Genomic DNA, 11,998 nt, shown 5'->3' with positions numbered 1-11,998 from the left:
CCTTCCCGTTCGAGTCGACACTCGACGCCATGGCCTACGTCGAGCATGGCAAAGCCAAGGGCAAAATCGTCGTCACCCGAGACGGTGCGGCATAGAGCTCCTAACGGGTTCGGTCGGGTAGCGGTGAAACAGACTGTCGTGCAGCATGTTTCGTTGTGGTAGCACCATGGATCGTAGACGATGAGTTATGGACGGCTATCGAACCGCTAAACCACGGCAAGACTCCTGGCGTGGCAACGACCATCCCGCAGCTGATCTCGAACACTCGATGCTCCTGAAAACGGGCTGCATATGCCGAAAAGACGGTCAACGAGTGACCACGATCTTCCCCTTCGCGTGACCCTGCTCTACGTACGCCATCGCCTCGATTGTCTGGTCGAACGGGAAGGTGCGGTCGAGAACCGGCCGCAAGATGCCTTTGTCGTAGAGCTCAGCCAGTTCCGCGAGCCGGGCGCCATCGGCTTTCATGAAGAAGAACGAGTATCGCACCTTATGTCGCTTGGCCTTGTTGCGAACCTTGCGGCTCAGCAGCGCCATCACGGGGGCGAGGATGGGCTGGCCCAGTTGCGCCGCGAAGGAGGAGTCGGGCGGGCCGACAACACTGATTGCGAGCCCGCCACTCTTCAGTACAGTCAACGACTTCTCCAGATTGGCACCGCCGAGGGAGTCGAGGACGACGTCATATCCCGTGAGTTCTCCAGCGAAGTCCTGCTTGGTGTAGTCGATCACCTCGTCCGCCCCGAGGACGCGAGCCTTCTCGACGTCATCGGTATGCACTGTCGTGGCCACATATGCGCCGAGATGCTTGGCGACCTGGACTACGGTAGAGCCGAGACCGCCCGCACCGGCATGCACAAGGACCTTTTGCCCTGGCTCGACGAGCGCGAGATCGACGAGCGACTGCCAAGCAGCCAGTGCGACCAGAGGCACCGCGGCAGCTTCCTCGAACGAGAGCGACCGGGGCTTCAGCGCCACATCATCCTCGTCGATAGCGATGAATTCTGCGAAGGTGCCGATCCGCAAATCTCGCGGCCGAGAATAGACCACATCACCGACCTGGAATCCACGAACGTCCGCGCCGACTTCCGTCACGACGCCAGACACATCGTGTCCGAGAATAAACGGGCGTTTGTACTTCAGCAACTGTTTGAACTCGCCGTTACGGACCATCTTATCCAGCGGGTTGATGCTGGCACCCCAAACCTGGACCAAAACGTCGCGGGGACCCACTGTTGGCTCGGGAACGTCAGCCGCCCGTAGCCCATCCTCGCCATAGGACTCGACAATGAACGCCTTCATGTCAGACTGCCTTCTCTTCTCTCGACAATACGAGTGCGGTGCCAGAGGAGGGCTTTGGCCCCTATCGGGACACCTTGCGGACCGTCCGACCTGGAGGTTCGACGAAAGCCACCAGCCAAGACTGCAACCGGACATTCCTCAATCAGATGCCCGGCCGCTTCGACCCGGGGTACCCAGAGTCAGAATAACGAGGTTATGCCACATGGTCAACGGCAAGAAAGCTTGCGTCAGGGACAACATGCACTACAGTCGACTTCGCAGGTGACGTCGCGTATACATCCCGCGCTTCGCGGCATCGCAGCCGACCAAGAGGCCACGTCGCGACGCGCCACCATCAAATGCGCATCAGTGACCGCGCAAGACGCCACGAGCGACGTCGCCGATCTGCCGTACCGCATCCGCCACGCTGGATGTCGGCTGGAACACATGACTCGGCGTCAGCCGGACCAGAGCCTCTATGGCCGAATCGAGCTCGCTCTCGGACAGATTCCCGAACCGATGTCCCGCACGAATAGCGGCGCTCATCGAGATCACCGCGCGACCGAGGACGGGCCCGGGATCGCGCACCAGTGCGGGCAAGAGCGCAACCTCACCTTCGCGGCGCCCAATCAGCACGGCCGCGACCAGTGGGTCATTGCTCGCGGCGCGCAGCGTGTACTCCACCGCCGCCAGAATGCCTGAAAGTGGATCGGCGGGGTGGTCAGCGAGCACTGTGGCCACGCCAGCCAGATAGATTCTGGGCTCGCGCTCGATTAGGGCATCGACAAGCTCCTCTTTCGTTCCGATCTCCTGGTATTGGCGCTGCCTGCCGATGCCGACTTCCTTGGCCAGACGAGACATACTGACCCCACCCCAGCCGTCCACACAGATCATCGACCGAGCGGCGTCCAGAACGCGATCGCGCAAGAGCTGCCGCACTTCGGCCTGGAAGTCAGGCGCTTTCGCCAGTCGATTGTCACTCACCTGATACCAGTACGTCTCGACCTCAATACGTCTCAAAACCTGGACTGCGAAACGGCTTTCGAACGCGGTAGCCATATCCCGTGAGTGACGTCGTCCGCACACGGTCAGCCCGTCCACTCACAAGCGGCCATCTTCCTTGACAATCTTCCGAGTCTGCTCATAATTGATCATACTCATAGTTCGGCCCGGGCGCGACGGGAGCACGGTGTCAACGCAAAGGAACTCAGGGCAAGATCCACATCGCGCGAGCCGCACGCCAGGAACTCGACTCGAGCCCGAGCAAGGGGTGACATCGCTCCTTGGAGACCGCCGCGCGAGTACCATCAGCATCACGGAAATGCACGCCCAGCAGGCAGTACATCGTCGCGCCGAGACAGGTTCGCATTCGCGAACGTGCCGCGTGATCCCCGCGCGAAAACGCCCGCTACCGACAGACACGATCGCCACACCGGGATGCAGATGCAGACCAGATCGCGAGGTTCGCCGACCTCCTCGCTGCCGGACCGGCCTTCCCGTAGCACGATCCGACGACGCCGTACAGGCGCAGTCGCGGCTTCATCCCGTCGGCTCCATCTCGCCGGCGGCACCCCGAAGCTCACCCACCGCGGAACGCAAGCAGCACGCAGGAACGAGCGGTCCACCGCGCGCACTCGCGCGATTCGATCGACCAAGGAGAAGATCTGATGTCCCCTACCCACAGCAGCAACGAACCCGTAGTGACCTCCTACGCAGTAGCGCCGTCACACACCATCACCGCCGGTGGCACCACCTTCGCCTACCGGGAGCTCGGTCCGGTGGGAGGCATCCCGGTGTTGTTCTTCGTGCATCTCGCAGCCACGCTCGACAATTGGGACCCTCGCATTATCGACGCGATCGCCCAGAACCGGCACGTCATCGCCTTCGATCAGCGGGGGGTCGGCGCCTCGAGTGGTGCTTTCCCCGACACCCTCGAGGAATCAGCAGGCGACGCGTACACGTTCATCACGGCGCTCGGATACGAGAAAATAGACATCTTCTCGTTCTCGATGGGCGGCATGATCGCCCAGGATCTGATCCTGGAGCATCCCGAGTTGGTTCGTAAACTCGTCCTGACGGGCACCGGCCCGCGCGGCGGCAAAGATATCGACAAGGTCGTCGGCGTGACATATCGGGACATCTTGCGCGCGACGCTCACCCGGTCAGATCCAAAAGAGTTCCTCTTCTTCAACCGCAACGAAACCGGAAAGCGGGCCGGTAAAGCTTTCGTGGAGCGGTTGAAGGAACGCACTGCGGATCGCGACAAGCCCATCAGCGTCAAGGCCTTCCGGACCCAGCTCGCGGCGATCCAGAAGTACGGCCGGTCCGCGCCGGCAGACCTGTCGGTCATCACCCAACCGACTCTCATCGCCAACGGCGACAACGATCGCATGGTCCCCACGCCCCTCTCAGAGGACCTACATCGACGAATCAAAGATTCGAAGCTGATCATCTACCCCGACTCCGGCCACGGCGGCATCTTCCAGTATCACGAGGAGTTCGCTCCAGTCGCGGTCGAGTTCCTCGGCCGCTGACCGAAGACCGAGAGAAAGAAGGCCAGGATGAACGGGTCAGCGACGTCGCAGCAGAAGGTGGATACCGAGAAGCACTTCACCACGTCGATCCTGCTTTGGGTCCGCACTGATCAATCTCGTCAGACCGGAATGGACTACTGGAAGGGACCGCATTCCAAGATCATCTCGGCCACGCCGGGGCTGGAGGAGTATCGGCAGCTGCACCTGGCCGAACAGAACCCCGGAAGATGGCCCACGACCGATGGCATCGAAACTCAGATACCTTCGGATCGGAAGATAGACGGGATCGCGGAGGTCACCTTCCAGTCAGCGCTCTCTCCTTTCGCCGGAAGATCGCAGACCCAGCTGGCGTATAAGGACGAGATCAACGTGTTCCGCCGTACGCTCCTCTACGCCGGCCCGCCTCGATCCTCGCGCTGGTACGACGTAGCACCTGGCGAGAAGCCTGGATCTCGTGCCGTCCTCTACTTGCGCCGCCGACCGGGCGCCAGCGGGTTCCGCAACACGATCCGCAAAAAGCTGATTCCCGCTCTCATCGACAGTGGGACGCTCAAAGAGCTACGCGCGCAGATTTTTCTGCCTTGGAACGAAAAGATGTGGGATACGCCCCATGTCGCGCACGACAACCCGAAGGATCAGCACTTTCATGCATCGGTGATCCTCGGCTTCTCCGATGACATCGTGCGGGGCGACTTCTTCACCGGCGGCAATGTCGCCACCTATTCGCAGGTGCTGGCACCGGTGGCCTCCGCGATCCACGCGTACGACATCGCTGCCGCCCTGACCTACGTGAGAGACGGCGAAGTCCTCCCTCACTTCGAACCTTGATCTCAGGGCTTCACCGCTGCAGACTGCCGAAAGTCGATATGTCCGAGAACCGCGCCTAGTCCCACATCGCGGAGGCGGCGGTGACAGCAAGCCCTGGGCTCGGTTCGACTTGGACGACCGCGCGAGCTGTCGCACCGTCATGTTACAAGCGTCAGCTGCCGTGCCAGCAGGTCCGGATCCAGTGCACCGGCGTCCACAGCTGCCTCGCGGAAGAACCCGGTCAGTTCGTCATGAAACCCCGCGCGACCCGCCGGGCGGTATGCGCGGGGGTTTAACCTCCATCGCCGCCGATACAAGGGGGCATCCCTGGAACGCGGTATCCGCGATGACAGCCTCCAGCCGTTCGAACACGTAGACGACTTGTTCGCGCGGGGCGAGCACGAGATCCCCCGCTGGCAGCAAACCCGCCAGATAGTCCGGGACGCTGCGCGTCAGACTCGCGGCGAGTAGTTCAATGCCTCAACACCCACGTGGACCCCATCGGTGTAGAACAACCGCGCCGCCGCGTTCAGCAATCGAGCGCTCGTGGACGAGGTCCGGCCGGCCGTCGCTTCGACCCGCCCGTGGCGTTCCGAATCCGATCCCTCCATCAGCGCGGCAGCACAGCAGCGATCTGCTGTCGGATATCGAGGATGATCTCGTCGACACTCGACGAGGCGTGCACGCTCGCAGCCATACAGAGAAACATGATCGCGGAGACCACGTGCGCGAGAATCGCGGCCTCGCCCTCGGTGACCAGAAAGGCGCGTCGAAGGATGCGCGCGATGGCGGCCTCGGTCTGTGCCACGATCGCCAACGCCTCGCCGTGACGAGGCTCGGCCGGATCGCCGAACACCATCTCGCGCAGGTAGGTACGACCGTTCTCGACCTGGCGGCGATTGCACTCCACAATCTGCCGCACGATCGCGAGAATCGACTCCGACCCGTCTGTGAGGGCGGCAGCGTCAGCCTCGCCCCGTCCGAGGGCCTCGGCATAGTGCGCGTTCTGAACCATCAGCAGCAGCTCGCCTTTGGTCTTCGCGTAGAGGAAAAGCGTGCCCGCGCCGACATCGGCCTTCTCCGCGATCTGCTGTGTCGTGACCTCACTCACTCCATGCTCAGCGAACAGCTCCGCAGCCGCAGTGGTGATGCGGTCCAGCTTGGCTTGCTTGTTGCGCTCGCGCCGGCCTGCGGGCACAGGAGCGACAGACATGACGTCCTCCGGGAATAGATTGTGACTATGCTCAGTTATGAGCATAGTCGCTAACAAGTGGGCTCGAGTGTGCCTACGGTCAACATTGTCCCACGGGCGCGGAGCGCACCACCGGCTCACGCGATGCGGCTACCCCGACCCCGAACCAAGGACCCCCAACCATGCCTCTGTCTTCCACCTTGTGGCAGCCGTTCGCCCTCGGACGCGTAGAGCTACCGCACCGGCTCGCCCTCGCCCCGATGACTCGCAACCGAGCAAACCCCGACGGGACCCCCGGAGAATTCGCCGCCGAGTACTACGGGCAGCGCGCTTCACTCGGGCTGCTCATCTCCGAGGGCACACAGCCCTCCGAAGATGGCCAGGGCTACTTCAACACCCCGGGCATCTATACGCCCGCGCACGTCGAGGGCTGGCGCAAGATCGCCGAGGCTGTCCACGCCGGTGACGGACACCTGTTCATTCAGCTGATGCACGCCGGGCGGATGTCTCACCCGGACAACACTCCACACCACCGTCAGCCCGTCGCCCCTTCGGCGATTTCCGCCGAACAGGACACGTTCACTCCTACCGGCCCGCAGAAGACCCCTGTGCCGCGGGAACTCAGTAGCGACGACATCCAGACTGTTATCGCCGAGTTCCGTCATGCGGCAGCCTCGGCGATCGCCGCCGGCGCGGACGGGGTGGAGATCCACGGCGCCAACGGGTACCTGCTCCACCAGTTTCTGTCACCGAACGCGAACCACCGCCACGACGTGTACGGCAACTCGATCGAGAACCGATCCCGGTTCGTCGTCGAGGTCGCCCGTGCGGTGGCAGAGGAGATAGGCGCGGACCGAACCGGAATCCGCATCTCGCCCGCATTCCCCCTCGGCGGGATCGACGAAGGTGACACCGAGGCCGTTCGGGCACAGTATCGGCACCTCGTCGGCGAGCTCGCGCCCCTGAACCTCGCGTACCTGCATATACACCACCTCGGCGACGACGAGCTGCTGCGTTCGCTCCGCGAGATTTGGCCGACCGCGGTGCTCGTCGTGCGGTACGGACGCGAACGTGATGACATCGCGGCCGATATCGACGCAGACCTGGCCGATATCGCTCCGCTGGGCCGCTTCGCCCTTGCCAACCCCGACGTCGTCGACCGGCTGCGCAGCGACGCACCATTCAACGACGTCGACCCGGCCACGCTATATGGCGGCGGCGCGAGCGGCTACACCGATTACCCGGCCATGGCGACAGCCTGAACCAGCTCGGCAAGGCACCCTTCTTCGCACCTTCAGCACTACGGAAAGCAGGAATCTCATGCCCTCACTCAATGAGGCTGTCGTCCTCGTCACTGGCGCCAATGGAGGCATCGGCTCCCACTTCGTCTACGAGGCACTGGCCCGCGGCGCAACGAAGGTCTACGCGACGGCCCGCAATCCCCGCACCTGGGACGACGAGCGCATCGTTCCACTCGCCCTTGATGTCACCGATGCCGCATCGATCCGTGAGGCGGTGGAGAAGGCTTCGGATGTGACCGTGCTGATCAACAATGCCGGTGCATCGGTGTCCTCGGCCGGCATCCTCACCCACAGCGACGAGGAGATCCGCCGTAACGTCGAGACGAATTTCCTGGGCCCGCTCTTCCTCGCTCGTGCGTTCGCTCCGATTCTGACGACGAAGAACGCGGCCGTGATCATCGACATCCATTCCGCGTTGTCCTGGTACGCCGTCGCCGGCATCTACAGCGCCACCAAAGCCGCGCTGTGGTCGGCCACCAACTCGCTCCGCCTCGAGCTCGCGCCCGCGGGCGTGCACGTCGTCGGCGTGCACGTCGGCTACGTCGACACGGCAATGGCCGCACACGCCACCGACCCGAAGCTCGACCCGGCCGACCTGGTCCGGACCGTTTTCGACGCCACCGAAGCCGGTGAGTACGAAGTACTGGCCGACACCACCTCTATCCAGCTGAAAGCCGGCCTGAGCGCACCCATCGAGGCCGTCTATCCGCAACTCGGCGCAACCCCCTGACCCAGAATCGTCGACGGCCGCCGCCGAGGACGACCTCGGCGGCACCGCCTATCGCGTAGCGGGATTTGTCAGGCAGTGACAGGTGAATCTCGGTCCGCCACCGGCGGCCACTCTCAACGGTCAAGGCCAGATCATGAAATATCGAGGTCTCATCCAGAACCATGCCACGTGGGACGATGGTCTTGCCTTCGCGGCGACTCGCCGGAGTACGGCGGGCAGCGGAGTTGTCGCTCGGTCGCAGCGAGCGCAAAACCAGAGCTGCATCCGTGGCCGCGTCGACAGCCAGCGACGCGGTCCGTCAGCTACCCGATAGATCGAAGAGACCGCTCCTGAATGCGACGCGGCCCATTTCATACAGATGCCAGACATGGCAGCATGCTCCGATATTACGACTGGTTCGTCGGCGACGCGCTCGAATGTTGCCGTCTCGGGACCGGCCCGCGCCCGATGGAGGTCGCCTTATGTTCGCCCAGTTCACGGTCCACGACACCGATATCGGCGGAGTCCGCATCCATGCACGTGTCGGGGGCGACGGTCCACCCGTCCTACTACTGCACGGCTACCCGCAGACCCATGTGATGTGGCGTGATGTAGCAGCGGCGTTGGCCGAATCGCACACTGTCGTCGTGTCCGACCTACGTGGGTATGGCGACTCGAGCAAGCCTGCTTCCGAAACTGATCATTCGTCATACAGTAAGCGCGCGATGGCCGCGGACCAGGTTGGGTTGATGACCGCACTCGGGCATGACCGCTTCGCGATCATCGGTCACGACCGCGGCGCGCGGGTCACCCATCGGCTCTGCCTCGACCATCCGGAACGGGTCGATAGAGCCGCGGTCCTCGACATCGCCCCGACCCGACATGTGTTCGCGAACGTGGACCGCGCCATGGCCACCGTCTATGACCACTGGTTCTTCCTCGCAGAGGAGCCGGATCTGCCCGAAGTTCTCATCGGCGGCGCGCCTGAGTACTTCCTGCGCCGAAAGCTTCGTCAATGGTCTGGCCCAGCAGCGATATTCGACGAAGCGGCGGTATCGGAATACGTGCGCTGTTTCAGCGATCCCGAGGCGATCCGCGCGAGCTGCGAGGACTACCGCGCTGCTGCCTCGATCGATCTCGAACACGATGACGCCGACGCCGCAGCAGGTCGTCGCATCGATTGCCCGCTGCTGGTCTTATGGGGCGCGCAAGGATTTGTCGGAACTCGCTACGACGTACTCGAGGTATGGCGGCGGTACGCGCAAGACGTCCGCGGCCACGGTGTGGACTGCGGGCATTTCCTCCCTGAGGAAGCAGCGGACCAGACGATCGACGCGCTGCGCAGTTTCTTGGTGAACTAGCGGTCCACCCAGCATCGGCCGTGGCTCGGTTTGCGACAGCGGACGATGGGCTCCTACACGATGACACCGGACATGGCTCGGTGATGATGGTAGAAGTGCAGCGGGGGCATGTAACGGTGACCTCCGGCGCAAAAAGGCAAGATCGAGTAACTTGGCTCCATACCGGCGATCAGGTCCGCGCCGATGTGGACCCGGAATACTTCGCGCCGGCCCTCGGAGTTGCCGAACTCCGGCAACATAATTGACGAGTTGCCGTACTCGATGAGGCGATCACGATCGCCGATGCCGGACGGCATGAGCAGTTGCGGACTATTGACCGCGCCGCCGCACAGCACCACTTCGTGGCGGGCATGCAAGACCTCGCTTTCCCGCCGGATCCGAACTCGACCGCCCCCTGCCGACGTGAACCCGCGATCCAGGCGAGGTCGGCGATGGTCGATCGGGCCGAAGCAGACGTAGTAGGCGATAGCGGTCGGGTCGGTGGTGCTGCGCCGGGCCAGCGGCCAATGCCCACGACCCGGCGCCCACTCGATCCGGATCGGGACACGCGCCCAGTCACAGTCGCGGGCCCGTGCGGCCCGACTCCGGCCGAGACCCAGGGGGCATAATCGCTGGTCGCTATCGAATTGTTGTTGGTGGGGCGGTGGTATCGAGAACCGGACTATTCGCCTTGTCGCAGTATGGCTTCAAAGGTGTCCCGGTTGGTGCGGGTGTAGGTATGTTCGCGTTCGGACCAGGCGATGCGGGAGGCGATCAGCTCGGGGTTGGTGCCCGGATGATGGCCGGGGCGGTTAAGGCGTTCTGTCCACCATCGCGCGTTGCGGAGCTGACGGTCGAGCATCGCGTCGACGACATCGGCTCGGTCTGAGTCGGTGAGGCCGTAGGCGTCGATCAGGATTCTCACCTGGGCTGCTTGGCTGGAGGCGGTTGGCGCGTCGGTTTTAGAGGAGACACACCACGTCCAAGCCATATCCGAGGTCTTCGAGCGGGTCGCCGGGGGCGGCGTAGTCGAAGTCGATGAAGGCGACCGGTCGGGCGTCTCGGAAGACAGTGTTGTTGGGACCAGGATCGTGATGGCAGACCACCGGTCTGCCTGCGGTGAGATTGCTGTCGCGGGTTGCGTCGTGTAACGAGCGCAGAAGAGCGCCGACTGAGGCCACCTGGATATCCGTCCATCGCTGAAACTTCGCCGGAACCCGCCCAGGAAGGTAGCTGAATGTGTCGCGGCCAACATCGTCTAAACCGAGGTATCGCGGCGCGCCTGCGAACTGATGGTGCTGAAGGTGTCTGAGCAGGTCGGCGACGAACGCGGAAGAAGCGGTCGTGGGTCGTCGGACCGTGTCTGCGATGCGGACGACGCCGAAGGTGATTCGCCCTCCGCCCAGTGGGACTTCGGCATCACGTACGGTCTTCCCAGGAATCTTTGCCAAAGTTGCTCCCAACGCAGAGGCGGCATTGTCGGCTCACCGTAGCGGCATCGCGCCCTCGCAAAACAGGTTCCAGGTCAACCTGAGGTTCCCCCGCTAGTCCGGAGAGCGGATTATCTGGTTCCAGCAGGAACCCGGTGATGATAGATGGCTTCGTACTCGTCGGGTGATCGCCAGCCGAGCTTCTTCTGGATCCGCTGGGTGTTGTACCAGCCATCGATGTAGGCGAATAGGGCGTTCTCGGCGTCTTCCCTTGTCCGCCAACTGTTCCGATACACCAACTCGGTCTTCAAGGTTGAGAAGAAATTCTCCATGAGAGCGTTGTCGTAGCTGTCACCGACCGACCCCATGGACTGCGCGATCCCATTGTCGGCCAACCGGTTCGCGAAACGGATCGCCGTGTAGGTCGACCCGCGGTCGGAATGATGAACCAGCTGCCCGTCACGAACATCGCGCGTCCAGACCGCGTACTCGAGAGCGCCGAGCACCAGCTCGGTGTCGCAACGGTCCGAACATTTCCAGCCCACGATCCGGTTCGAGAAAGCGTCCCGGACCGCGGCCAGCCAGAACACGCCCTCGCCGCAGGCGATGCGGGTGGCATCGGCAACCCACAAGCGGTCCGGCTCGCCGGCAGTGAAGTCACGATTCACCAGGTCCGGAGCCGGGGTGGCACGCCGATCCTGCCGGGTCGAGCCCAGTCGCCACTTCTTACGAAGGAACGCGCCCTGCAAATCCGCCCCTCGCATCAGTCGCTCGACTCGTTTGCGTCCGCCGAGAACCCGCGCCGGGTCAGCATCGCGTGGACGCGTGGTGACCCGTAGGTTCCGCCGGAGCTGGTATGGATATCGACGATCTCGGCCAGCAGCTCTTGGTCGGCAAGTTGGCGCCGCGACGGCGTCTGTGCCTGCCGCAACCAGCCGTAATACGTCGAGGACGCGATGCCCAGAACCCGTAATACGAGCTCGACCGGGTGCTGTGGATGTTCGCTGACGAACGCCACGATCACCGTCGGGTCTGGCCGAGCTCCGAGGCGAAATACGCACTCGCGTCGCGCAATACGGCATTGACTCGCTCCAGCTCCGCGACCCGCTTCTTCAGCGCTCGGTTCTCGGCCAGCATGTCGGTCGTCGGGCGATCGTCTCGCTCGCCGATATCAGTCTCCGCTTGGCGGATCCACAGCCGCAACGCTTCGTGATGCACCCCGAGCTGCGTTGCCAGCTTGCGGATTGTCGGCTTCGGGTCCGACTCCCGATACAGCCGCACGGCCCGCGCCTTCAACTCGTCCGGGTACTTCTTCGGTGCTGCCACGAATGACTCCTTCCGGTCCTATCGGACCACAGTCAGAGCCCTCCGAGAAAGCGGGGGAACCTCAACGGCCGAATAACGACA

General features: G+C 63.2%; 14 protein-coding genes. 5 read left to right on the top strand and 9 right to left on the bottom strand.

The window, feature by feature from the left end; all coding sequences use genetic code 11:
- Positions 1-306: 306 nt before the first annotated feature.
- Both ACFVJ5_RS31080 and ACFVJ5_RS31075 read right to left on the bottom strand, forming a co-directional pair.
- Positions 307-1,299 carry an NADP-dependent oxidoreductase gene (locus ACFVJ5_RS31080; protein WP_379225629.1) on the bottom strand — a complete coding sequence of 331 codons (993 nt, stop codon included), beginning with the start codon at positions 1,297-1,299 and terminating at the stop codon, positions 307-309.
- Positions 1,300-1,644: 345 nt separating this feature from the next.
- Positions 1,645-2,337: a TetR/AcrR family transcriptional regulator gene (locus ACFVJ5_RS31075; RefSeq protein WP_379225627.1), complete on the bottom strand. Its 693-nt coding sequence runs from the start codon at positions 2,335-2,337 to the stop codon at positions 1,645-1,647.
- Between the two features lie 608 nt (positions 2,338-2,945).
- On the opposite strand from ACFVJ5_RS31075, the gene ACFVJ5_RS31070 reads away from it, so the two are divergent.
- The gene (locus ACFVJ5_RS31070; RefSeq protein WP_379225625.1) at positions 2,946-3,812 is read left to right on the top strand and encodes an alpha/beta fold hydrolase; all 867 of its coding nucleotides are present in this window, start codon (positions 2,946-2,948) and stop codon (positions 3,810-3,812) included.
- 27 nt (positions 3,813-3,839) lie between these two features.
- Positions 3,840-4,640 (top strand): strictosidine synthase, encoded by an 801-nt coding sequence (locus ACFVJ5_RS31065; protein WP_379225623.1) that lies wholly within the window; start codon positions 3,840-3,842, stop codon positions 4,638-4,640.
- 589 nt (positions 4,641-5,229) lie between these two features.
- Here the strand turns inward: ACFVJ5_RS31065 and ACFVJ5_RS31060 are convergent.
- The gene (locus tag ACFVJ5_RS31060; RefSeq protein ID WP_379225622.1) at positions 5,230-5,832 is read right to left on the bottom strand and encodes a TetR/AcrR family transcriptional regulator; all 603 of its coding nucleotides are present in this window, start codon (positions 5,830-5,832) and stop codon (positions 5,230-5,232) included.
- A 161-nt stretch (positions 5,833-5,993) separates the two neighbouring features.
- Here ACFVJ5_RS31060 and ACFVJ5_RS31055 point away from each other — a divergent pair, with 161 nt between their 5' ends.
- The 3 genes from ACFVJ5_RS31055 (at position 5,994) to ACFVJ5_RS31045 (ending at position 9,182) form a co-directional block, all read left to right on the top strand.
- Positions 5,994-7,073 (top strand): alkene reductase, encoded by a 1,080-nt coding sequence (locus tag ACFVJ5_RS31055; protein ID WP_379225621.1) that lies wholly within the window; start codon positions 5,994-5,996, stop codon positions 7,071-7,073.
- A 58-nt stretch (positions 7,074-7,131) separates the two neighbouring features.
- The gene (locus ACFVJ5_RS31050; protein WP_379225620.1) at positions 7,132-7,842 is read left to right on the top strand and encodes an SDR family oxidoreductase; all 711 of its coding nucleotides are present in this window, start codon (positions 7,132-7,134) and stop codon (positions 7,840-7,842) included.
- A gap of 461 nt (positions 7,843-8,303) precedes the next feature.
- On the top strand, positions 8,304-9,182 hold the full coding sequence (locus ACFVJ5_RS31045) for an alpha/beta fold hydrolase (RefSeq protein ID WP_379225618.1): 879 nt from the start codon (positions 8,304-8,306) through the stop codon (positions 9,180-9,182).
- 53 nt (positions 9,183-9,235) lie between these two features.
- Here ACFVJ5_RS31045 and ACFVJ5_RS31040 read toward each other — a convergent pair whose 3' ends face one another.
- The 6 genes from ACFVJ5_RS31040 to ACFVJ5_RS31015 form a co-directional block, all read right to left on the bottom strand.
- Complete coding sequence (locus ACFVJ5_RS31040; RefSeq protein ID WP_379225616.1) at positions 9,236-9,538, bottom strand: GMC family oxidoreductase N-terminal domain-containing protein; 303 nt, start codon at positions 9,536-9,538, stop codon at positions 9,236-9,238.
- A gap of 305 nt (positions 9,539-9,843) precedes the next feature.
- Positions 9,844-10,086, bottom strand: coding sequence for a hypothetical protein (locus ACFVJ5_RS31035; RefSeq protein ID WP_379225614.1), 243 nt, complete (start codon positions 10,084-10,086; stop codon positions 9,844-9,846).
- 37 nt (positions 10,087-10,123) lie between these two features.
- Positions 10,124-10,612 carry a phosphotransferase family protein gene (locus tag ACFVJ5_RS31030; RefSeq protein WP_379225612.1) on the bottom strand — a complete coding sequence of 163 codons (489 nt, stop codon included), beginning with the start codon at positions 10,610-10,612 and terminating at the stop codon, positions 10,124-10,126.
- A gap of 110 nt (positions 10,613-10,722) precedes the next feature.
- Positions 10,723-11,355 (bottom strand): IS3 family transposase, encoded by a 633-nt coding sequence (locus tag ACFVJ5_RS31025; protein ID WP_379225610.1) that lies wholly within the window; start codon positions 11,353-11,355, stop codon positions 10,723-10,725.
- Complete coding sequence (locus tag ACFVJ5_RS31020) at positions 11,355-11,609, bottom strand: IS3 family transposase (RefSeq protein WP_379225608.1); 255 nt, start codon at positions 11,607-11,609, stop codon at positions 11,355-11,357. Before ACFVJ5_RS31020 ends, ACFVJ5_RS31025 begins: the two co-directional genes overlap by 1 nt.
- 2 nt (positions 11,610-11,611) lie before the next feature.
- Complete coding sequence (locus ACFVJ5_RS31015; protein ID WP_378925411.1) at positions 11,612-11,917, bottom strand: transposase; 306 nt, start codon at positions 11,915-11,917, stop codon at positions 11,612-11,614.
- Positions 11,918-11,998 lie beyond the last annotated feature (81 nt).

This window comes from Nocardia sp. NPDC127606 (assembly GCF_042671725.1).
Taxonomy (GTDB): domain Bacteria; phylum Actinomycetota; class Actinomycetes; order Mycobacteriales; family Mycobacteriaceae; genus Nocardia.
This window is presented reverse-complemented; position numbering and strand designations above follow the sequence as displayed.